Genomic DNA, 21,778 nt, shown 5'->3' on the forward strand with positions numbered 1-21,778 from the left:
CGCGCCGCGCGCGTGTATCCGCAACCCCGTGAGACCCCTAGTGTGGTGCCATGCCTGCAGCGCCGAAGGTCTTCGGAATCATCCTCGCCGGTGGCGAGGGAAAGCGTCTCATGCCCCTCACGGCCGACCGCGCGAAACCGGCCGTGCCGTTCGGGGGCCAGTACCGCCTGATCGACTTCGCGATCTCGAACCTCATCAACTCCGGACTCCGACAGCTCGTCGTCCTGACGCAGTACAAGTCGCACAGCCTCGACCGCCACATCTCGCAGACGTGGCGTATGTCGCCGATGCTGGGCGCGTACGTGGCATCCGTCCCCGCACAGCAGCGTCTCGGGAAGCGCTGGTTCTCCGGCTCCGCCGATGCGATCCTGCAGTCGATGAACCTCATCCGCGATGAGAAGCCCGACATCGTCGTCGTCATCGGCGCCGACCACGTCTATCGCATGGACTTCAAGCAGATGCTCGACGCGCACATCGCCTCCGACGCGCGCGCCACGGTCGCCGGCATCCGACAGCCCATCGCCCTCGCCAACCAGTTCGGCGTCATCGACACCGACCCGACCGACCCCACGAAGATCCGCGAGTTCCTCGAGAAGCCGCAGAACCCCACGGGCCTGGTCGACGCGCCGCACGAAGTCCTCGCCTCGATGGGCAACTACATCTTCGACGCCGACGCCCTCGTCGAGGCCGTCACGCACGACGGCGAACTGCCGACCTCGGCACACGACATGGGCGGCGACATCGTCCCCTACTTCGTCAACCGCGGCGAAGCGGCGGTGTACGACTTCCAGCGCAACGACGTGCCCGGCTCGACCCCGCGCGACCAGTCGTACTGGCGCGACGTCGGCACGATCGAGTCGTTCTACGACGCCCACATGGACCTGATCTCGACCCTGCCCATCTTCAACCTCTACAACACCGACTGGCCGATCTACTCGCAGACGTTCAACGCCCCTCCCGCGAAGTTCGTCCGCGACTCGGTCGGGCGCATCGGCAACGCGATCGACTCGATCGTGTCGCTCGGCTCGGTGCTGTCGGGGACGCACCTCGAGCGCAGCGTCGTCGGGCCGTGGGCCCTCGCCGGTGGCGGATCGACGATCACCGACTCGGTGCTCTTCGACAGCGTGCAGGTCGGTGCGGGTGCCCGCATCCACCGGGCGATCCTCGACAAGAACGTCGTGCTCGAGCCCGGCGCCACGATCGGCGTCGACCGCGAGCGCGACCTCGCGCGCGGCTTCACCGTGACGGAGACGGGAATCACCGTCGTGGGCAAGGACGCGCACGTCCACGCCTGACCCGGATACCGGACGGGGCGGTGACCGTAATGGTCACCGCCCCGTCCGCGTCCGACGCACGCTCCTCAGTGCATGGTCATACCGCCGGTGACGTTGATCCCCTGGCCGGTCATGTACGACGACAGGTCGCTCGCGAGGAACAACGCCACCCCGGCGACGTCCTGCGGGGTGCCCGTGCGCCCCAGCGGCACCTGCGAGCGGTCCTCGGCCTCGATATCGGCGACCGTCAGACCGCGCAGTTCCGCTCCCTCGCGACGCTCGCGGTGCTTCATCCGCGTCTCGATGATGCCGGGGCAGATGGCGTTGACCCGGATCTGCTCGCGGGCGAGCTCGGTCGCGAAGCTCTTGGTCACACCGAGCACGGCGTGCTTCGACGCGACGTACGCGGTCATCCCGCGGTAACCGTTCTTCCCGGCCTGGGACGCGATCAGGATGATGCTGCCCGGTCGCCCGACCCGGCGAAGTCCGCGAGCGACGTGCTTGGCGACCAGGAAGGATCCCTTCGCGTTCACGTCGAGATTGAGGTCCCACTCCGCCTCGGTGGTGTCGACGCCGAAAGCCATCGTCGACGTGCCGGCGGCGTGCACGAGGACGTCGACGGCACCGAGCTCGCGCTCGATCTCACCGACCACGTGCTCGACCTCGGTCTCGTTCGTGACGTCGAGGCGGACGTGTCCGCCGGCGCCGTCGCGCTCCAGGGGACCTGCTGCGTACGCGGTGTCGGCGCGGACGACCACGGCGCCCTCCCGCGAGAAGGCGTCCGCGACCCCGTCGCCGATGCCGTTGGCTCCCCCGGTGACGAGGACGACGCGCCCCCGCAGCTCGTCGAACATCAGACTCCGACGCGCTCGAAAGCATCGAGGCTGATGCCGCGCTCGAGGATGAGTGCCGACCATTCGCGTGCGCTGTGAAGGCTGTGGTCGCGGTAGTTGCCGCAGCTGATGGCGTCGACACCGGGAACGTCGTCCCAGGTCACGTCCTCGGCGATCGCGCGCAGGCTCTCACGGACGGCCGAGACCACGTCGGCGACCGCGGGCTCACCCCACACGATCAGATGGAAACCGGTGCGGCATCCGAAGGGAGAGATGTCGATGACGCCCTCCAGTCGGTCGCGCACGAGGCTCGCCAGGAGGTGCTCGATGGTGTGCAGTCCGCCCGTGGGGATCTCGCCCTCGTTGGGCTGGACGAAGCGCAGGTCGAAGTTGGAGATGACGTCTCCGCGCGGACCGGTCTCGGTGCCGATGAGGCGCACATACGGTGCGCGGACGGCGGTGTGGTCCAGGGTGAAACTCTCGACATCGGCCATGGGGGTTCCTTTCTTCGGGGGGCGTCAGCGTCCGACGACGGCGACGCGATCCAGGGGGGCGGCCCAGTCCTCGACCGCGGCCAGGGCCGCGGCGAGAGCGCGCGGGTGCGCGAGGGCGCCGAGCGCGTGGGCGCTCGAGTGCGGGGACAGGGCTGTCTCCGCGATGATCTCATGCGCCTCGACCCGGTCGGGTGCGATACCCAGATCGGCGAGGCATCGCGGAAGACCGAGGTCGGCGTACACCGGCGCGTAGGCATCCAGTTCGTCGAAGCGTTTTTCGGCGGCGAGTTGGACCAGGATGCCGTAGGCCACCTTCACCCCGTGGAGGTCGTCGACGGTCTCGGGAAGCGCACTGAGACCATCCGACACCGGGTGGGCCAGGGTTGCGCTGCCGGAGGCGCCGCCAAAGCCACCGACGAGTCCGGCGGTGGCGACGCCCGCCTCGGCCACGCGTCGCGCCGACGCGGACGGGCGGCCGGCGCGGAGATCGGCGACCGCGGCGGCGGCGTGCTCCAGCACGGTGTCGCGGCAGACCTCCGCTTGCATGAGGCCCAGCTCGGTCAACAGGGAGCGGTCCGCGGTCTCGAACGCGGCGCGCGTCTCGACCCACTTCGCGAGCGTGTCGGCGATACCCGAGACGAAGTACTCCACCGGGCCGCTGAGCAGCAGGTCGGGTTCGAGAGCCACCGAGCGCGTGGTGTGCTCCCAGACGGTGTGACCGAGGTGACGATGGTCGTCGTCGTAGAAGACGCTCAGCGGCGACCACGCCGCGCACGTGCTCGCGAGGGTCGGGACGAGGTGCACGGGGAGCCCCGCGGCCGCACCCAGCGCCTTCGCGGTGTCGAGAACCTTTCCCCCACCGACGCCGATCACCACGTCGGCCCCGTCACGTTCGGCTCGCGTCCGGAGACGTTCGACCTCCCCGGGCGAGCACTCGCCGCCGAACAGTGCCTCGATGGAGCCCGCGGGCAGGGTGCTCAGCGACGATGCGGCCGCGGCACGTGCGCGGCGTCCGGAAAGCACGAACGGTCGCGCGGATCCGTCGGCGACGACGCCCGCGAGCAGCGTCGCGACGGCACCCTCGCCGTGGATGACGACCTGCGGTGCCGGGCGAAGACGGACGGCGCTCACGACGCGCCTCCCAACCGGGCGACGGCTCGCCGCAGCGTGTCCTCGTCCTGCACCAGCCCCAGCCGGACGAAGCCCGTCCCGCGTGGCCCGAAGCCGCTACCGGGAGCCAGGGCGACACCGTGATCGAGGAGCGCTGTCCGCGCGAAGGCGATGTCGTCGACGCCGCCGGGGACGCGAGTCCAGACGAAGAAGGCCCCCTCCGGCGCGGCGACCTCCCAGCCGAGACCGCGGAGGCCGTCGACCACGACGTCGCGGCGGCGGCGGTACAGCTCGACGAGTTCGGCCGCGGCATCCTGAGAACCGTCCAACGCAGCGGCGGCGGCATCATGGGTGGCTCCGAAGACAGTGCTGAAGGCCTCGGCCTGGTAAGCGCGCATGGCGGCGATCGCCGCGGCGTCGCCGACCGCGTACCCGAATCGCCACCCGGCCATGTTGTACGTCTTCGAGAGCGTGGAGATCTCCACGGTGGTCTCGCGCGAGCCGGCGACGGTGAGCGCCGAGAGCGGTCGCCCGCCCTCGAAACCCAGTGACGAATAGGCGAAGTCGTGCACGAACAACGATCCCGTGGCGTCGGCGACGTCCACGGCCTCCGGGAACGTCTCCGGTCGGGCGACGGCTCCGGTGGGGTTGTGGGGATAGTTCAGCAGGAGCACGGCGGCATCGGCCCGATCGGTCGGCGTCAGCGCGGCCCACTCGGGCTGATACCCCCGATCGGCACGCAGCGGGAGCTCCACGACACGGGCACCCGCGAGCGCGGCCAACGACCGATACGCCGGGTACCCCGGATCGGGGACGACGACCGCGGATCCCGGATCGGCGATGGCGAGCACGGATGCGACGAGAGCCTCGTGCGATCCATGGAAGACCGCGACCTCGGCATCCGGATCGATGTCGACGCCGTGATCCTCGCGATACCGTCGCGCGATCGCGGCGGTCAGCGCGGGGCGGCCGGCGAACCCCGGGTAGCCGTGATTGCGGCGATCGGCGACCGCGTTCTGCATCGCCGCGACGATGTGGGCCGGGGTGGGCTGGTCGGGGCTGCCCTTGGAAAGGTCGATGACGTCGACGCCGGCCGCGCGGGCCGCCGCGATCGCGGCATCCATCCCGCTGAAGAAGTTGCCGGGCAGCAGGGAGAGGCGCGCGGCCCCGCGGCGCGTGCGGACGCTCACCGGCGCCGCACCCGTCGAGCGAGCCCGGTACCGACCGCCTGGATCACCTGGACGATCACGATCAGGCTCAGCACGGTGACGAGCATGGCGAACCCGTCGAACCGCTGATACCCGTACGAGATCGCGAGGTCTCCGATTCCGCCACCGCCGACGACGCCGGCCATCGCCGAGGCGTCGATGAGGCCGATGGTCGCCGTCGTGAGGGCGAGGATGAGAGAACCGCGGGCCTCGGGCAGGAGGAACCGCACGAAGATCTGCCACGGGGTGGCTCCCATGGAGCGGGCCGCTTCCACGATGCCCGAGGGCACCTCGAGCAGCGAGTTCTCGACCAGTCGACCGATGTACGGGGCGATCATGACGGTCAGCGGCACGATCGCGGCCGCCGGACCGATCGACGTACCGACCACGAAACGCGTGAACGGCACGATCGCGACGAGCAGGATGATGAACGGCAGCGACCGGATGACGTTGACGATGGTCGTGAGCACGACGGACACGACACGGTTGGGCAGGATGCCCCCGGGACGCGTGACGACGAGAGCTGTGCCGATCAGCAGGCCGAGGATCGAGCCGAGGAAGAGCGCGACCCCGACCATGTAGAAGGTGACCCCGAGTTCGCGGAGGAACTGGTCACCGGTGATGAGGGTGAAGTCCTTCATACCCGTTCCACCTCCCGGACGTCGACGACGTGCTCGGCGAGGTAGGCCCGGGCGGCGGCGACGCGTTCGGCGGGACCGTCGATCTGGATGACGAGCTGACCGACCGTGTGCTCCTGGATCTGGGTCATGTCGGCGTGCAGGATGTTCACCTCGACCCCGATGCGGGCGATGAGCGTGGAGATGAGGGGCTGCGTCACCTCGTCGTCGACGAGCGACAGGCGCCACACCTCCCCCGTGCCCAGGTGCGCGCGGACGGCCGCAGGGATGTCGACGGGGATGATCGTGCTCACGAACGACGCCGCCACCTCGCTCTGCGGGCGGACGAACACGTCGAGCACATCGCCTCGTTCGACGACACGGCCGCCGGCCATGACAGCGACCTCGTCGCACAGGTCTTTGATGACGTCCATCTCGTGGGTGACGAGGACGATCGTCGTGCGGTACTCGCGGTTGATGCGCCGCAGGAGCGCGATGATCTGTGCCGTCGTGCTCGGGTCCAGGGCGCTCGTCGCCTCGTCGCAGAGCAGGACCGGCGGATTGCGCACGATCGCGCGGGCGATACCCACGCGCTGCTTCTGACCGCCGGAGAGCTCGCCGGGGTGGTTGCCCGACTTCTCGGACAGGCCCACGAAGTCCAGCGCCTCCGCCGCGCGGGAGCGGGCCTCGGCGCGGCTCACGCCATCCAGACGCAGCGGCATCGCGACGTTGTCGAGCACGGTGATCGTCTCGAGCAGCTGGAACTGCTGGAAGATCATCCCCGTGCGCTTCTGCGCCGCGCGCAGGCCTTTGGTGTCCAGCGAGGCGAGGTCGATGCCGTCGAGCAGCACGCGACCCTCGGTCGGGCGCTCGAGGCCGTTCAGCAGGCGGATCAGTGTGCTCTTGCCCGCTCCGCTATGACCGATGACCCCGAAGATCCGCCCGCGGGCGACCTCGAGGTCGACGCCCTCGAGCGCGATCGTCGACCCGGCGCGGGACCGGAAGCTCTTGCCCACGCCCTCGAGGCGGACGACAGCGTCGCCCGCCCCGGAGGGACCGATGTCTGCGGGGCTCACCGCTCGAGCGCGGTGGGCAGGTGGTAGCCCTCGTACTGCGAGTTCGACGCGATGTACTCCGCGAAGGCGTCGGACTCGTAAGCCTCCTTGATGGCCTTCGCCCACGGGGTGTCGACGTTGGCGGCGTCGACCGCGACGACGACCGAGAAGTCGTCCGTGAGGTCTTCCAGGGCCAGGGCGTCGGCGAGCTTGAGTCCTCCCGACACGACGAAGTTGCCCTGGATCACGCTGTAGTCGACGTCCGGCAGCGAGGCGACCTGCTGCGCGTTCTCGATCGGAACGATCTGCAGGTTGTGCGGGTTGCCGGTGATATCGGCGGGTGACGCCGTCGCGGGGTCGATCGCGTCGGACAGCTCGAGCCACCCTTCCGCCTCGAGCACGCGGAAGGCGCGGTACATGTTCGACGACTGGTTGGGCACGGCCACCGTGGCCCCGTCGGCGACGTCGAGCGTCTTCGACTTTCCGCCGAACAGCGCCATGGGCGGCCCCGGCACCTGCACGAGGGCGACGTTGTCGAGGCCCTCCTGTTCGTTGACGGATTTCATGTACACGGGGTGCTGCATGATGTTCGCATCGATCTCGCCGTCCTTCAGAGCGACGTTCACGACGATGCCGTCGGTGAACTCGACCGACTCGGCCGAGAAGCCCTCTTCCTCGAGGATCGGCAGGATGCCCTGCTCGAACTGCTCGCGGTACGGACCGGGGTTGAAACCGATCTTGAGCGACGTCTTGTCGGTGGCGGGCTCCGACGACGACGCGGTGGCACCGCATCCGGCGGCGGAGAGGGCGATCGTCGCGAGTGCCGCGACGGCGAGGAGCTTCTTCAGGGCAGGCATGTGCGTCCTTCTCGGCGGGGGTGACGGCGCGACGGGTGCTGCGAATGCGCCCCGCCGAGCCTAGGACGGGCGTCGACGGCTGCCCCGGGAGTGTTACGCCGTGAGACGTTTCATACCGGACCGTGTCACCGCCACGCCCGTCCGCGCGATCTGCCTCTACGCTTCGCCGGCCCCCGTCCGACCGGGCGGAGAGGATGCCGGAGCGCGCTAGGGTCGAGCGCGTGCCTGCGCCCGCCCGTTTCCTCGTCGTCCTCGATGCCGACTCCACCCTGATCCGCAACGAGGTCATCGAGCTCCTCGCCGACGAAGCCGGCCGCGGACCCGAGGTCGCCGCGGCCACCGAAGCCGCGATGCGCGGCGAGGTCGACTTCGCCGCGAGCCTGCGCTCGCGCGTCGCGGCGCTCGCCGGAGTGTCCACCGCGGCCTTCGCCCGGGCCATCTCCCGCATCGAGCCGACCCCCGGCGTACGTGAGCTCATCGCCGCCGTGCACGACCGCGGCGGCGTCGTCGGCGTCGTCTCCGGGGGCTTCCACGAAGTGCTCGACACCGTGGCTCCCGATCTGGGCGTCGACGTCTGGCGCGCCAACCGTCTCGTGGCCGAGGACGGCGTGCTCACGGGGGAGGTCGACGGCCGGATCGTGGATGCCACGGCCAAGGCCGACACGCTTCGCTCCTGGGCCGCAGAGCACGGTGTCCCCCTGCCCCTGACGTTCGCGATCGGGGACGGCGCCAACGACCTCGAGATGATGGCCGCCGCCGGCCTCGGGCTCGCGTTCAACGCCAAGCCGGCGGTGCGCGAGCGCGCAGACCTCGTGATCGGACAGGTCGACCTGTCCGAGGTCATCGCGCTCCTGCCGCGCTGAGCGCACCTCACCCGGGCGCACCGGGCACCTCTCCGCACCACGGACCCGGAAACCGCCGGAGAACCGGGACATGAGCGCGCCCTCGCGGATGTCGGAGCCCCGCCCTACTCTCGACGCATGAACGTCATCCTCGTTCCCGGCCTCTGGCTCACGGCATCCTCGTGGGACGCGATCCTCCCCCCTCTGCTCGACGCCGGCCACCGCCCCGAGCCGCTCAGCATGCCGGGCGTGGGTGTTCCGGCCGACGGCTCCCAGCACCTCGGCATCGCCGACTGGGTCGCCGACGTCGTGCGGGTGATCGACCGCGACGACGAACCCGTCGTGCTCGTCGGCCACTCCGGCGGAGGCAACGTCGTGTGGGGTGCGGCCGACGCGCGCCCCGAGAAGATCGCTCGAGTGATCTTCGTCGACACCGTTCCGCCCCTCGATGGAGCCGGGATCTGGGAGTTCCCCGTCGTCGACGGCGTCGTCCCGTTCCCCGGGTGGGACGCCTTCGATGCCGAAGAGGTCGCCGACCTCGACGAGCAGACCCGTCAGCGGGTCGCCGAGTTCACCACCTCGATCCCGGCGCGCATCCCGACCGACCCGCTGTCCCTCACGAACGAGCGACGCCACGGCATCCCGATCACGCTGATCACATGCCTCACCCCTGCCGCCACCCTGCAGGAGTTCGTCGACGGCGGCACCTCCTGGGTGGCCGAACTGGCCGCAGCCGACGACCTCGAGCTCGTCGACCTGCCCGGCGGTCACTGGCCGCAGTTCGCCCAGCCCGACAATCTCGCGAAAGCGATCGTGGCCGCGATCCGCACCGAACCGGTACCCTCCGCCTGACGGACTCCGTGTCTCAGTGCCCCATGCCCAGGCCGCCATCGACCGGGATCACGGCGCCCGAGATGTACGCGGCATCGTCACCGGCGAGCCAGGTGACGACGCCGGCGACCTCGTCGGGGGAGGCGAATCGACCGGCGGGGATGTTCTTCTTGTACTCGGCCTGCGTGTCGGCGGCGAGTTCCGCCGTCATGTCGGTCTCGATGAAGCCGGGCGCGACGACGTTCGCCGTGATCCCGCGGGCTCCGAGCTCTCGCGTGAGCGAGCGGGCGAAGCCGACCAGTGCGCTCTTGGAGGCGGCGTAGTTGATCTGTCCCGCCGAACCGTAGAGACCGACCACGCTCGAGATGAGGATGACGCGTCCCCACCGTGCCTTGAGCATGCCCTTGGACGCGCGCTTGACGACACGGAACGCGCCGCCCAGGTTGGTGCTGACGACGCTGTCGAAGTCGTCCTCGGTCATCCGCAGCAGAAGGGTGTCTTTCGTCACCCCGGCGTTGGCGACCACGACGGCGATGGGACCGAGCTCGGCCTCCACCTGCGTGAAGGCGGCGTCCACGGCGGCGGCATCCGTCACGTCGGCGCGGACCGTCAGGGTGCCCTCGGGGCCCTCGCCCGATCGGGCGGTGACGGCGACCTTCCAGCCCTCCGCCACGAAACGCTCGGCGATGGCTCGGCCGATGCCCCGGTTTCCTCCGGTGACGACGACGACGCGGTCCTGCGACATATGAACTCCTGCAGTACGAGGCGGGGAGGGAACCGGCCCAGCCTATCCGCGACGGTGCGTTCGTACCGGCCCCGTCACCCGGCCCGGAGGTTTGACACGACGCACACGGCGCTGGAACGCTGGAGCGGAGCGCGCAGAAGTGCGCACAGAGAGGGACCGTCGTGAGCGACAACCGCACCCCAGACCCCCACGCCGACGAGACGTCGCCGACGCCCGACACCGCCGGGGCGTCCGAGGCCTCCGCGACGTCGCAGACGGATGCTCCCCCCTCGGTGCCCTCGCCCGATGCCCCCGCCGGCGGCGAGGCGGCGGCCCCGCCGACTCCCCCCGGATACGACGCCCCCGCACCGCCTTACGGTGCCGCTCCCTCTGGCGCGCCCGCGTACGGCTCCCCGTCCCCCGACGCCACCGATGCTCTCGAGAACGGCGCTTCGCCCGCGGCCGACACCCCGGAACCGCCGGCCGCGCCCACGGTCGACGGATACGCCGGCGCTTACACCGCACCCGCCGCGGCGGGCTCCGCCGCCCCGGCGGCCGACGTCGCCTCCGCCTACGGGGCCACGCCCTACGGGACGCAGGGCTACCCCGCGCCCTCGTACGGCACCTCCACCTACGGCGCTCAGGGATATGCCGGCTACGGCACGCAGGGGTACGGCGGCTACGCCGCGGCGGCGCGCACGAACGTGCTCGCGATCGTGTCGCTCGTGGCATCCGTGTCGGGGTTCATCATCCTGCCGTTCGTCGGCCCGCTCGTCGGTGTGATCACCGGGCACATCGGGCTGGGTCAGATCAAGCGCAGCGGCGAGAAGGGCCGCGGGCTGGCGCTCGCCGGCGTCATCGTCGGCTGGGTCAGTCTGGGATTCATTCTGCTCTTCGTCGTCTTGATCGTCATCAGCATCGTGGCGGTGGGGGCGAGCGCACCGAGCTACGACTACTGAACGGTCCACGCCCCACACGAACGGGCGTACCCTGGGGGGACCGTGAAGACATCGCAGCGTGCCCAGTCAGCGACGTCTCTCCCGCAGGCTCCGCGGGAAGACGCCGGCTCCCGTTTCACCAAGTACATGGTGATGATGGGGATCCGCATCGCGTGCTTCGTCCTCATGGCCGTGGTGCACCCCTACGGGTGGTACACCTTCGTCTTCGCTGCCGGGGCGATCTTCCTCCCCTATCTCGCCGTGATCGTCGCCAACGTGGGCGCCGACGCACAGTCGCCGACCGCCGAAGCCCCGGAACGCACGATCGAGGCACGTCCCGCGACGGAGCCCGTCTCCGAGCCCGCGGCCCCCACCGTCATCCGTATCGCCGAGACGCCGCGACTCGACGCCCCTCGCGACGATCGATCGTGACGACCGAGGCCGCGGAGTGCTCGCGGGCCGGATGCCGTGACACCGCCGTGTGGGCCATCCGGTGGCGCAATCCCCGTATCCACGCGGCGGACCGCCGAAAGACCTGGGTGGCCTGCGACGAACACGTGGCGTATCTCCGTGAGTTCCTCAGCGCGCGCGACTTCCCCGTCGACGTACGGGCTCTGGCGGGCGAGACCTCATGAGCGCCCGCGAGATGCCCACCGCCGCCCGGTGGACGATGTACGTCGGCATCGCGATCCTCTTCGCCGTCGCGTGCGCTTTCCTGTCGAACTGGCAGTTCTCCCGCAACGCCGAACGCAGCGAACAGCTTCAGCTGGTCGCCGACAACTACGACGCTCCGCCCGTCGCTCTGGGCGACCTCCTCTCCCCCGGCGCCGAGCTCACCCCCTCCGACGAGTGGCGTCCCGTTCGCCTGCAGGGGCGGTACCTGACGGACGAGCAGCTTCTCGTCCGCAACCGCGCGCACGGCGGCTCGGCCGCCTACGAGCAGCTGGTGCCGTTCCGCCTCGACGACGGTCGGACCTTCCTCGTCGACCGCGGATGGCTTGCCCCCGGCAACCGTCAGTCGCTGCCCGACGAGATCCCCGATCCTCCCGCGGGCGATGTGACGGTCGAGGTGCGCCTGCGCCCGGGTGAGGCGGCACCGACCTCGGGCCGCACCGCCGAAGCGGGGCAGGTCCCCACGATCAATCTCGGGCTCGTCGCGGAGCAGACCGGACCGCTCGAGCCGGGGGCCTACGGACTGCTCATGTCGGAGAACCCGGCACCAGCCGTCGCACCGACGCCCGTCGACCCGCCCAGCAACGATCCCGGCCCCTACCTGTCGTACGCGATCCAGTGGATCCTCTTCGCCCTGATGGGTTTCGGCTTCATCACGTACGTGATCGTCAGCGAGCGCAAGCTCCGCCGCGAGGGGGCGGACGACGATGAGGACGACGAGGACGAGCTCGTCGCGGTCGCCGCATCACCGCACTCGCCGGCGGTCGAAGCCCGCCGCCGTGTGGACCCGGTCGCTCTGCACCGCGCGCGTAAGCGCCCGAAGGATCGCGACGCGGACGACGAGGACGCCCTACTCGACGCGCGATGAGCGCGAGCGGATGCCGGAGGCCGTCTACGCGAGCGTGATGAGGTCCGCGTAGTCGCGGCCCCAGATGTCTTCCACTCCGTCGGGGAGGATGAGCACGCGCTCGGGGTTGAGCGCTTCGACGGCTCCCTCGTCGTGCGAGACGAGCACGACCGCCCCCTCGTAGTGCGCGAGCGCGCCGAGGATCTCCTCGCGCGACGCGGGGTCGAGGTTGTTCGTCGGCTCGTCGAGCAGCAGCATGTTGGCCGACGACACCACGAGGGTGGCGAGCGACAGACGCGTCTTCTCACCGCCCGAGAGGACACCCGCGGGCTTGAGGACGTCATCGCCGACGAAGAGGAACGAGCCCAGCACTTTTCGGGCCTCCGTGGCCGTGATGTGCGGAGCCGACGACATCATGTTCTCGAGCACCGAGCGGTTGACGTCGAGGTTCTCGTGCTCCTGCGCGTAGTAGCCGATCTTGAGGCCGTGCCCCGGCTCGAGCTGACCGGTGTCGGGCTGGTCGACGCCGGCGAGGATGCGCAGGAGCGTCGTCTTGCCCGCACCGTTCAGCCCCAGGATGACGACGCGCGAGCCGCGGTCGATCGCCAGGTCGACGTCGGTGAAGATCTCCAGCGAGCCGTACGACTTCGACAGACCGGATGCCATGAGCGGGGTCTTGCCGCACGGCGCCGGTTTGGGGAACCGCAGCTTCGCGACCCGCTCGTCCTGACGCACCTCGTCGAGACCCGAGAGCATCTTCTCGGCGCGCGCGACCATCTGGTGCGCAGCGGCGGCCTTCGAGGCCTTCGCACCGAAGCGCGCAGCCTGCAACTGCAGGGCCGTGGCCTTCTTCTCGACGTTGACGCGCTCTTTCTTGCGGCGCTCCTCGTCGGCCACCCGCTGGCGCAGGTAGTTCTTCCAGTTCATGTTGTAGACGTCGATGACCTGGCGGTTGGCATCCAGGTAGAAGACCCGGTTGACCGTCTCCCCGACGAGTTCGACGTCGTGCGAGATCACGATGAGCCCGCCCTTGTAGCCCTTGAGGAACTCCCGCAGCCACACGACGCTGTCCGCGTCGAGGTGGTTGGTCGGCTCGTCGAGGATCATCGTCTGCGCGTCCGAGAACAGGATGCGCGCGAGCTCGATACGCCGGCGCTGACCACCCGAGAGGGTCTTGAGGGGCTGATCGAGGATGCGGTCGGGAAGGGAGAGGTTGTGGGCGATGGACGCCGCCTCGGCCTCCGCCGCATACCCGCCGGCGGCTTCGAAGCGCTCGGTGAGGTTGCCGTACTTCTTCATCGCCTTCGCGGCGACCGCGGGGTCGTCGTCGGCCATCGCCATCGACGCCTCGTGCATGCCGAGTGCGAGGGAGCCGAGTCCTCGCGCGTCGAGGATGCGCGTCCGCGCGAGCATCTCCGGGTCGCCCGAGCGGGGATCCTGAGGCAGGTAGCCGAGCTCACCCGAACGGTCGACACCGCCGTTCGAGGGCAGCAGGTCACCGGCGAGCACCTTGGTGAGCGTGGTCTTCCCTGCACCGTTGCGCCCGACGAGGCCGATCTTGTCGCCGTCGGAGACGCGGAACGACACGTCGGACATGAGCACGCGGGCGCCCACGCGGATCTCGAGGTCGTGCACGGCAAGCACAGCGAACGTCCGTTCTTCGGGGATGGGGAGCGGCCGGAGAGTGGCCAGCCACCCAGTATACGGCGAGCAGCCGAACGCCTCCCGACAACGCTCTCACCGAACGGACGAGTACCGGGATGCCGATACCTCGGTGTCGAGACGAACGCCCACCCTCGAGGCATCCGGGTTTGCATTCTCACCCGGCGACTGACCTAAACTAAGCCAATCCTTACCTAACACGCAGGAGGCTCTTCGTGTCCCGATTCCGCGCGCTGGCGGCCCTCGCCGTCGGCTCCGCTCTCGTCCTCACCGGCTGTGCCGGTACCTCCGCCGCCCCCGGGGGATCGGACGCGTCGTCCTCCTCCGCCGAGGGCTCCTTCCCGGTGACCATCGATCACGCCTTCGGCGAGACGACGATCCCCGCCGAGCCGAAGCGCGTCGTGACCGTCAGCTGGGGCAACCAGGAGGCCGCCCTCGCCCTCGGCGTCGTGCCGGTCGCCATGCCCAAGGTCACCTGGGGCGACGAGGACGGCGACGGCCTCCTCCCCTGGGTCAAGGACAAGCTCGATGAGCTCGGAGCCGAGACCCCGACGCTCATGGACGAGACCAACGGCTTCGACTACGAAGCCATCGCCGACGCCAGGCCCGACGTCATCCTGGGTGCCTACTCGGGCATGACGCAGGAGCAGTACGACACCCTCAGCAAGATCGCTCCCGTCGTGTCGTTCCCCGAGATCGCCTGGGGCACCTCGTGGCAGGAGATGACGCTGACGGATGCCAAGGCCCTGGGACGCGAGGCCGAGGCCGAGAAGCTGGTGTCCGACCTCGAGGCGCACGTCACCGAGGAGACGGCGAAGTACCCCGCCCTCAACGGGAAGAAGACGCTGTTCACCTACCTCGACCCCACAGACATCAGCACGGTCGGCTACTACTCGCTGAAGGACCCCCGCGCGCTGTACCTCAGCGAACTGGGCATGGCGCCCTCCTCGGCGGTCGAGACCTCGAGCACGGACAGCGAGACGTTCTGGTTCACGCAGAGCACCGAGAACATCGAGACGTTCTCCGATGTCGACACCATCGTGGGCTACGGCACGTCCGAGCTGCTGACGCAGCTGCAGGCCGACCCGCTGTGGTCGCGCATCCCCGCCATCGCGTCGGGCTCCGTGGCCATGCTCACCGACGACACGACGATGGCCGCCGCGGCGAACCCCAGCCCCCTCTCGATCGGCACGAGCTACGGCGACGACTACATCGCCGTCGTCGGCGAGGCCGCCGCGAAGGCCGGCTCGTGAGCCGTTCCCCCCTCGCCGCGCGATGACCTCGGTCGTCTCGGCACCGCCCGCCCCCGGCGACGCTCGCCCGCGTCGCCGGGGGCGTCGGCGCGCGGTCTGGGCCGTCGTACTGGTCGCCGCCGTCGTGGGAGCCGTCATCCTCTCGGTGACATTCGGGGCGCGCGACGTCTCGCCGAGCGACATCTGGGCGGGGCTGACGGGCTCGACCGACACCGCCTCCGCGGCGGCCGTCGGCAAACGTGTGCCGCGCACGATCCTCGCGCTGCTCGTGGGCGCGGCCCTGGCCGTCGCGGGAGCGGTGCTGCAGGGAGCGACGCGCAACCCGCTCGCCGACCCGCAGATCCTCGGTATCAACGGGGGCGCCGCTCTCGCCATCGTGATCGGCCTCGCATTCTTCGGGCTCAACTCGGCGACCGGCTACATCTGGACCGGCATGGTCGGGGCCGGAGCGGCGGCGGTGTTCGTCTACGCGATCGGCTCACTGGGCCGAGGAGGCCCCACCCCTCTTCGCCTCGCCCTCGCCGGGGCGGTGACGGCGGTCGCGTTCAGCTCGCTGCTCAGCGCGATCCTCCTCCCTCGCATCAACGTCATGAACGTCTTCCGCTTCTGGCAGGTCGGCGGGGTCGGCGGGGCCACCGTCGACACGATCCTGCAGGTGCTGCCCTTCCTCCTGGTCGGTCTCGTCATCTGCCTCGCCAGCGCGTCCGCGCTGAACACCCTCGCTCTGGGCGATGAACTCGCCGCCGGTCTCGGTGCGCGTGTGCGCACGGCTCGCCTGGTGTCCTCTGCCGGCGCCGTCATCCTCTGTGGGGCCGCCACCGCGGTCGCCGGGCCCATCGGCTTCGTCGGTCTCGTCGTCCCTCACATCTGCCGCCTCATCGTCGGTGTCGACCACCGCTGGCTGCTCCCGATCTCGGCCGCGGGCGGCGCGATCCTGCTCACGGTGTCCGACGTCATCGGTCGCGTCATCGCCCGCCCGCAGGAGATCGAGGTCGGCATCGTCACCGCTCTTCTGGGCGCTCCCTTCTTCATCGCCCTCGTGCGTCGCCAGAAGATGAGGGCCCTGTGAGCGCCGGTACTCTCCTGTCTCCTCCCGTCGATGCGCTCGCCCTCGTGCGGACGGGTCGTCACCGTCGCCGTATCCGATGGGTCACGGTCACCGGCATCCTGGTCGTCGCCGTGCTCCTCGCCTTCTCGGGCTCGCTCATGTTCGGTCAGACGTACTACTCCCCCGCCGAGGTCTGGGGCGTGCTCACCGGTCAGCTGGTTCCCGGCGCGTCGTTCACCGTCGGCGAGCTGCGTCTGCCCCGCGCCGTCACCGCGCTCATGACGGGTCTCTGCTTCGGAATGGGCGGTGTGGTGTTCCAGTCGATGCTGCGCAACGCCCTCGCCAGCCCCGACGTCATCGGCATCAACACCGGCGCCAGCGCCGCGGCCGTGATCGGCATCGTCGTCCTCGGCCTCGGCGAGACCGCGGTCTCGGTCATGGCCATGGCAGCCGCCCTCGTCGTGGCCCTCTCGATCTACCTCCTCGCATACCGAAAGGGCGGGTCGGGAGCACGTCTGATCCTCGTCGGCATCGGCATCGCCGCGATGTGCCAGGCGATCGTCTCGTACGTCATCTCCCGCGCGGCGGAGTGGGACCTGCCCGCCGCGATGCGGTGGATCACCGGCAATCTCAACGACGCCACGTGGGATCGCGCGATTCCTGTCGCCGTCGCCGTCGTCGTGCTCGGCCCTGTCCTCCTCGCCCTCTCCGGGCGACTCGAGATCCTGCGCATGGGCGACGACACCGCGGCGGCCGTCGGCCTGCCGGTCGAGCGAAGCCGTGTGCTGCTCATCGTCGCCGCCGTGGGCCTGCTCGCGTTCGGAACGGCCGCCGCCGGTCCCATCGCCTTCGTCTCGTTCCTGGCCGGTCCGATCGCGGTGCGCATCCTGGGTCCGGTGGGCTCCCCTGTTCTCCCCGCCGGTCTCGTCGGAGCCCTTCTCGTCCTCGTCGCCGACTTCTGCGCCCAGTTCGCCTTCGGCACGCGTCTTCCCGTGGGCGTCATCACCGGAGTCCTCGGCGCTCCCTATCTCGTCTACCTGCTCGTTCGCAGCAGTCGATCCGGAGGTACTTCCCTATGACCGTCGAGCGCGCACTGATCGCCGAGGGCGTCACCCTCGGCTACGGCGACCGCACCATCGTCGAATCTCTCGACCTGGCGCTACCGCCGGGCAAGATGACCACCATCGTCGGCGCCAACGCCTGCGGCAAGTCGACACTGCTGAAGTCGATGGCCCGGCTGCTGTCGCCGACGGCGGGGCAGGTGCTCCTGGACGGGAAGTCCATTCATCGTCTGCCCACGAAGCAGGTCGCGCGTGTGCTCGGCCTCCTCCCGCAGTCTCCGCTGGCTCCCGACGGGATCGCCGTCTCCGACCTCGTCAGCCGCGGCCGCCACCCCCATCAGGGTGCACTGTCGCGCTGGACCAGCGCCGACGACGCGGCCGTCGCGCGTGCGCTCGAAGCCACCGACACGGCGCACCTCGCGGACAGGCCGGTCGACGAGCTCAGCGGAGGGCAGCGTCAGCGGGTCTGGATCGCGATGGCACTCGCGCAGGAGACCGACGTGCTCCTCCTCGATGAGCCGACGACGTTCCTCGACATCAGTCATCAGATCGACGTGCTCGACCTGCTCACCGATCTGAACCGCGAACGCGGGACGACCGTGGCGATGGTGCTCCACGATCTCAACCACGCCGCGCGCTACGCCGATCACCTCGTCGCCATGGCGCACGGACGGATCGTCGCCGCCGGCGACTCCTCCGACGTGCTCACGGAGGCGACGGTGCGTGAGGTCTTCGGGTTGGACAGTCGCGTCGTTCCCGACCCGCTCACCGGTCGGCCCATGGTCATCCCGATCGGCCGTCACCACACCGTCACGGAGCCGGAGCACGCGGAGGCCTGACGCGTCGGTGCTCCGCGGGCGGAGCGGGCACCCGGCGGAGCGCCGTCACGCGGAGCATCCCCACGCGGAGCGCCCCCAGGCCGCGCGTCCCCGGCCGAGCGCCCTGAGGCCGCGCGTCCTGAGGCCGCGCGCCATCGGGGCCGGAGCGCCCCGCTCCAACGTCGTCAGGCGGAGCGCTCCATCTGCCCTTCACGCCAGTACCCCATGAAGGCAACGCGCTTGCGGTCGACACCGCACCCCTGCACCAGCATCCGCCGCAGAACCTTCACGGTCGACGATTCGCCGGCGATCCAGGCGTAAAACTCCCCCTCGCCGTCATCGGGACTGTCCCAGAGGAGTTCCTTCTCGAGATCGATGTCTTCGAGTTCCTGGGGTCGCGGTGCCGCTGCGCGGGCGAGCACCTCGCCCGATCTCTGCGTCCAGGCTTCGACCGCCTCGATGAGGACCTCACCGTGGGAACGGTCGTCGCGGGCGAGCCAGGTGACGCGGGCGCCGCCGACCGAGAGCGGAAGAGCGTCGTCGATCGACGGCACCTCGATGAACGCGTCCACGTCGATCCCCGGCTCGATCCCCTCCAGAACGGCGCAGATCGCCGGAGCGGCGGTTTCGTCGCCGGCCAGAAGCACGCGTCGAGCAGTGCCCGGGTGGAAGTCGATGCCCTGGGCCGATTCGGGGCTGCGGGCGTCGGGACCGACGACGAGGATGCTGTCACCGGGCGCAGCGGCCTCTGCCCATGACCCCGCGGGGCCCGCGTCGTGGTGCAGCACGAAATCGACGTCGAGTTCGCGCACCTCGGGATCGATGCGCCGCACGGTGTAGGTCCGGAAGGGCATGCGCTCGTCGTCGGGCAGATCGCGCCAGCGCGTGTACCACTCGCCGTTGTCGATCGCGGTGGGGTCGTTCTGTCCGATGTCGCACAGGCGTCCATCCGTGCCGGGCAGGACGATCTTGATCCGCTGGTCCCGCCGGTCCGTCCCGAAGACGTCGAAGTCGGGCGAGGTGAACGTGATGCGAGCGAAGTGCGGCGAGAGTCGCCGCGCCTCCTTCACCACGGCGACGTACGGGCGGTAGGCGGGACGCGTGGCAGTGGTGGTCACCCGCTAAGGATATCCTTACCTACCCCCGGATGCCAGGCGCAGGCCATCCGGTATCCCACCGTCGAACGACCGGCCGTGATCGCCACCACGGCCTGGTCGCCCGTCGCGCGGTCAGACTCCGCGCGCAAGGGCTCCGATGCGCGCGATCGCGTCGCGCAGCACCTCCGGTGCGCACCCGACGTTGATCCTGACGTGCCCCACGCCCTCCGCGCCGAAGAGGGGGCCGTGGTGCAGGGCGACCTTGGCCTCGCGACGGATGAACGGAGCCGGGTTGTCTCCCCAGCCGTACTCCGAGACGTCGACCCAGGCGAGGAACCCCGCCTCGGGAACCCGGTAGCGCGCGAGCGGCAAGTGCTCGGCGAGCGCCTCGGCGAGGAGACGACGGTTGTGATCCAGGGCGACGAGCAAGCCATCGAGCCAGGCGTCGCTCTCGGCCGCGAACGCCGCGCGGTTGGCGATCACCCCGAACAACCCCGCACGCCATTCGACCTCCCACGGGAGAGCCCGAACGACCGCGGCGGTCTCTTCGGCACCCGTCACGATCACCGCGCACTTCAGCCCGGCGAGGTTGTAGGTCTTGCTCGCGCTCGTCACGGTGTAGCCGACCGCGGCGGCCTCCGGAGCGGCATCCAGGAACGGGGTGAACACGGCGGGAGCGTGCGTGAGCGGGGCGTGGATCTCGTCGCTGACGACGGTGGCGCCGTAGCGGTGCGCCAGGCGTGCGAGGGCTGCGAGCGATTCGCGTGTGTGGACCGTTCCCGTGGGATTGTGCGGGTTGCACAGCAGCACGGATCGCGCCCCCTCGGCCAGCGCATGCTCGATCCCGTCGAGGTCGAGCGACCAGCGCTCACCGTCGTCGATCAGCGGCACGCTCTCCACGATCGCACCGGCCTCCTCCACGGTGTCGTAGAACGGCGGGTACACCGGCGGCGTCACGACGACCCGATCCCCGGGGCTCGTGACAGCGCGCAGCACTTCCACGACGCCCATCATGACGTCGCCCGTCCAGCGGATGCGTTCCGGATCGGGCCTCCACCCCCACCGGCGTTCGGCGTAGGCGGCGAAATCGAGGTCGATGCCCGGACGCGGCGGTGTGTAGCCCGTGTCGCCGATCTCGACGGCTCGGTGCAGGGCTTCCGTGATGGCGGGCGCCAACGGGAAGTCGGTCTCCGCCACGAACATCGGGATCACGTCGTCGCCATACGAGCGCCATTTCGTGCTGCTGCGTTGGCGGAGGAGGTCGAGCGGCAGGGCCTGGAGAGGAGGAACGCTCATCCCGAAAGCCTAATGACGGCCCCGGATGCCGAGGAATTGCGGCGTCAGACGGGGAAACACGAACGCCCATCCCCGCGGGGATGGGCGTTCGCTGGAGAGTCTCAGATCGCGAAGCCGAGGGCACGCATCATGTCGCGGCCGTCGTCGGTGATCCGCTCGGGGCCCCACGGCGGCATCCACACCCAGTTGATGCGGAATCGATCCACCACGTTGTCGAGGGCCTGAGCAGTCTGCTCTTCGAGCACGTCGGTCAGCGGGCAACCGGCCGAGGTCAGGGTCATGTGGATGACGAGGGCGTCGTTCTCGTCATCCCACGCGAGGTCGTAGATGAGTCCCAGGTCGACGACGTTGATCCCCAGTTCGGGGTCCATGACGTCTTTCAGGGCCTCGGTGACCTCGTCGTACTTCTCGGGAGCGAGGGTTGCGGTCATGTAACGATCTTACGCGTCGATCGGCGTACCGGCCTCGAGGAAACGGTCGTAACCCTCTTCCTCGAGACGATCGGCGAGCTCGGGGCCACCCTCTTCGACGATCCGGCCCTTGACGACGACGTGCACGTAGTCAGGACGGATGTAGCGCAGGATGCGGGTGTAGTGCGTGATGAGGAGCACACCGAGGTCGGTCTGCTCCTTCGCGCGGTTCACGCCCTCCGACACGATCTTCAGTGCGTCGACGTCGAGACCCGAGTCGGTCTCATCGAGCACGGCGATCTTCGGCTTGAGAAGCTCGAGCTGAAGGATCTCATGGCGCTTCTTCTCGCCACCGGAGAAGCCCTCGTTGACGTTGCGCGACGCGAACTTCGCGTCCATGCGCAGGTTCTCCATCGCACCCTTGACGTCCTTGGTCCAGCTGCGGATCGCCGGCGCCTCGCCGTCGATCGCCGTCTTGGCCGTGCGCAGGAAGTTGGTGACCGTGACGCCGGGGATCTCCACGGGGTATTGCATCGCGAGGAAGAGACCGGCGCGGGCACGCTCATCCACGCTCATCTCGAGGACGTCTTCTCCGTCGAGGGTGATGGAGCCGCTCGTGACGGTGTACTTCGGGTGACCGGCGATCGTGTACGCCAGGGTCGACTTGCCGGAGCCGTTGGGCCCCATGATCGCGTGGGTCTCACCGGTGCGCATGGTGAGCGTCACGCCGTTGAGGATCGGGGTCGTACCGTTCTCCGTCTCGACCGTCACGTGGAGGTCGCGGATCTCGAGGACAGACATGGTGTTCCTTACTCGGTTGTTCTGGGGGTC

At 69.6% G+C, this 21,778-nt stretch carries 24 protein-coding genes; 11 read left to right on the top strand and 13 right to left on the bottom strand.

The features are described from left to right. Nucleotides 1-50 precede the first annotated feature (50 nt). On the top strand, nt 51-1,295 hold the full coding sequence (gene glgC, locus PIR02_17990) for a glucose-1-phosphate adenylyltransferase (protein WZH36617.1): 1,245 nt from the start codon (nt 51-53) through the stop codon (nt 1,293-1,295). Between the two features lie 65 nt (nt 1,296-1,360). Here glgC and PIR02_17995 read toward each other — a convergent pair whose 3' ends face one another. Genes PIR02_17995 through PIR02_18025 form a run of 7 tightly spaced genes read right to left on the bottom strand, consistent with a single transcriptional unit; the run spans nt 1,361 to nt 7,448 of the window. Continuing rightward, nucleotides 1,361-2,128 carry an SDR family NAD(P)-dependent oxidoreductase gene (locus PIR02_17995; protein WZH36618.1) on the bottom strand — a complete coding sequence of 256 codons (768 nt, stop codon included), beginning with the start codon at nt 2,126-2,128 and terminating at the stop codon, nt 1,361-1,363. Then, nucleotides 2,128-2,601, bottom strand: a complete 474-nt coding sequence (locus PIR02_18000; protein ID WZH36619.1) for an S-ribosylhomocysteine lyase — start codon at nt 2,599-2,601, stop codon at nt 2,128-2,130. The genes PIR02_17995 and PIR02_18000 overlap by 1 nt, the downstream gene beginning before the upstream one ends. A gap of 24 nt (nt 2,602-2,625) precedes the next feature. Next, a complete protein-coding gene (locus PIR02_18005; GenBank protein ID WZH36620.1) occupies nt 2,626-3,732 on the bottom strand; it encodes an iron-containing alcohol dehydrogenase in 1,107 nt (368 codons plus the stop codon). Further along, nucleotides 3,729-4,901 (bottom strand): aminotransferase class I/II-fold pyridoxal phosphate-dependent enzyme, encoded by a 1,173-nt coding sequence (locus PIR02_18010; GenBank protein ID WZH36621.1) that lies wholly within the window; start codon nt 4,899-4,901, stop codon nt 3,729-3,731. The genes PIR02_18005 and PIR02_18010 overlap by 4 nt, the downstream gene beginning before the upstream one ends. Next, the gene (locus PIR02_18015) at nt 4,898-5,560 is read right to left on the bottom strand and encodes an ABC transporter permease (protein ID WZH36622.1); all 663 of its coding nucleotides are present in this window, start codon (nt 5,558-5,560) and stop codon (nt 4,898-4,900) included. Before PIR02_18015 ends, PIR02_18010 begins: the two co-directional genes overlap by 4 nt. Further along, nucleotides 5,557-6,612 carry a methionine ABC transporter ATP-binding protein gene (locus PIR02_18020; protein WZH36623.1) on the bottom strand — a complete coding sequence of 352 codons (1,056 nt, stop codon included), beginning with the start codon at nt 6,610-6,612 and terminating at the stop codon, nt 5,557-5,559. Before PIR02_18020 ends, PIR02_18015 begins: the two co-directional genes overlap by 4 nt. Further along, nucleotides 6,609-7,448: a MetQ/NlpA family ABC transporter substrate-binding protein gene (locus PIR02_18025; protein ID WZH36624.1), complete on the bottom strand. Its 840-nt coding sequence runs from the start codon at nt 7,446-7,448 to the stop codon at nt 6,609-6,611. Before PIR02_18025 ends, PIR02_18020 begins: the two co-directional genes overlap by 4 nt. Nucleotides 7,449-7,642: 194 nt before the next feature. On the opposite strand from PIR02_18025, the gene serB reads away from it, so the two are divergent. Together serB and PIR02_18035 are read left to right on the top strand one after the other, a co-directional pair. Beyond that, nucleotides 7,643-8,311, top strand: coding sequence for a phosphoserine phosphatase SerB (gene serB / locus PIR02_18030; protein ID WZH36625.1), 669 nt, complete (start codon nt 7,643-7,645; stop codon nt 8,309-8,311). A 117-nt stretch (nt 8,312-8,428) separates the two neighbouring features. Then, on the top strand, nt 8,429-9,142 hold the full coding sequence (locus tag PIR02_18035; protein WZH36626.1) for an alpha/beta hydrolase: 714 nt from the start codon (nt 8,429-8,431) through the stop codon (nt 9,140-9,142). 13 nt (nt 9,143-9,155) lie between these two features. Here PIR02_18035 and fabG read toward each other — a convergent pair whose 3' ends face one another. Next, entirely contained in the window at nt 9,156-9,866 is a 711-nt protein-coding gene (gene fabG / locus PIR02_18040; protein ID WZH36627.1) for a 3-oxoacyl-ACP reductase FabG, read from the bottom strand. Between the two features lie 161 nt (nt 9,867-10,027). Between fabG and PIR02_18045 the strand changes: the two genes are divergently transcribed. Genes PIR02_18045 through PIR02_18060 form a run of 4 tightly spaced genes read left to right on the top strand, consistent with a single transcriptional unit; the run spans nt 10,028 to nt 12,323 of the window. Next, nucleotides 10,028-10,804: a DUF4190 domain-containing protein gene (locus PIR02_18045; protein ID WZH36628.1), complete on the top strand. Its 777-nt coding sequence runs from the start codon at nt 10,028-10,030 to the stop codon at nt 10,802-10,804. Between the two features lie 42 nt (nt 10,805-10,846). Beyond that, complete coding sequence (locus tag PIR02_18050) at nt 10,847-11,215, top strand: DUF3099 domain-containing protein (GenBank protein ID WZH36629.1); 369 nt, start codon at nt 10,847-10,849, stop codon at nt 11,213-11,215. Next, nucleotides 11,212-11,418 (top strand): hypothetical protein, encoded by a 207-nt coding sequence (locus tag PIR02_18055; protein ID WZH36630.1) that lies wholly within the window; start codon nt 11,212-11,214, stop codon nt 11,416-11,418. Before PIR02_18050 ends, PIR02_18055 begins: the two co-directional genes overlap by 4 nt. Then, nucleotides 11,415-12,323: an SURF1 family protein gene (locus PIR02_18060; GenBank protein ID WZH36631.1), complete on the top strand. Its 909-nt coding sequence runs from the start codon at nt 11,415-11,417 to the stop codon at nt 12,321-12,323. Before PIR02_18055 ends, PIR02_18060 begins: the two co-directional genes overlap by 4 nt. Before the next feature lie 24 nt (nt 12,324-12,347). Here PIR02_18060 and PIR02_18065 read toward each other — a convergent pair whose 3' ends face one another. Further along, the gene (locus tag PIR02_18065) at nt 12,348-13,946 is read right to left on the bottom strand and encodes an ABC-F family ATP-binding cassette domain-containing protein (GenBank protein WZH36632.1); all 1,599 of its coding nucleotides are present in this window, start codon (nt 13,944-13,946) and stop codon (nt 12,348-12,350) included. A 233-nt stretch (nt 13,947-14,179) separates the two neighbouring features. On the opposite strand from PIR02_18065, the gene PIR02_18070 reads away from it, so the two are divergent. From PIR02_18070 to PIR02_18085, 4 genes are read left to right on the top strand one after another with little or no spacing between them, the layout of a single operon-like run. Further along, nucleotides 14,180-15,217, top strand: coding sequence for an iron-siderophore ABC transporter substrate-binding protein (locus tag PIR02_18070; protein WZH36633.1), 1,038 nt, complete (start codon nt 14,180-14,182; stop codon nt 15,215-15,217). A 22-nt stretch (nt 15,218-15,239) separates the two neighbouring features. Next, a complete protein-coding gene (locus PIR02_18075; GenBank protein WZH36634.1) occupies nt 15,240-16,286 on the top strand; it encodes an iron ABC transporter permease in 1,047 nt (348 codons plus the stop codon). Next, nucleotides 16,283-17,344, top strand: coding sequence for an iron chelate uptake ABC transporter family permease subunit (locus PIR02_18080; protein ID WZH36635.1), 1,062 nt, complete (start codon nt 16,283-16,285; stop codon nt 17,342-17,344). Before PIR02_18075 ends, PIR02_18080 begins: the two co-directional genes overlap by 4 nt. Further along, nucleotides 17,341-18,165: an ABC transporter ATP-binding protein gene (locus PIR02_18085; protein WZH36636.1), complete on the top strand. Its 825-nt coding sequence runs from the start codon at nt 17,341-17,343 to the stop codon at nt 18,163-18,165. Before PIR02_18080 ends, PIR02_18085 begins: the two co-directional genes overlap by 4 nt. A gap of 164 nt (nt 18,166-18,329) precedes the next feature. Here PIR02_18085 and PIR02_18090 read toward each other — a convergent pair whose 3' ends face one another. The 4 genes from PIR02_18090 to sufC form a co-directional block, all read right to left on the bottom strand. Further along, nucleotides 18,330-19,262, bottom strand: a complete 933-nt coding sequence (locus PIR02_18090; GenBank protein WZH36637.1) for a siderophore-interacting protein — start codon at nt 19,260-19,262, stop codon at nt 18,330-18,332. 111 nt (nt 19,263-19,373) lie between these two features. Then, nucleotides 19,374-20,537, bottom strand: coding sequence for an aminotransferase class I/II-fold pyridoxal phosphate-dependent enzyme (locus PIR02_18095; protein WZH36638.1), 1,164 nt, complete (start codon nt 20,535-20,537; stop codon nt 19,374-19,376). Nucleotides 20,538-20,638: 101 nt separating this feature from the next. Further along, on the bottom strand, nt 20,639-20,968 hold the full coding sequence (locus tag PIR02_18100; protein WZH36639.1) for a metal-sulfur cluster assembly factor: 330 nt from the start codon (nt 20,966-20,968) through the stop codon (nt 20,639-20,641). A 9-nt stretch (nt 20,969-20,977) separates the two neighbouring features. After that, nucleotides 20,978-21,748: a Fe-S cluster assembly ATPase SufC gene (gene sufC / locus PIR02_18105; protein WZH36640.1), complete on the bottom strand. Its 771-nt coding sequence runs from the start codon at nt 21,746-21,748 to the stop codon at nt 20,978-20,980. Nucleotides 21,749-21,778: the final 30 nt, after the last annotated feature.

The sequence above is a fragment of the Microbacterium enclense genome, assembly GCA_038182865.1.
Classification (GTDB): Bacteria; Actinomycetota; Actinomycetes; order Actinomycetales; family Microbacteriaceae; genus Microbacterium; species Microbacterium enclense_B.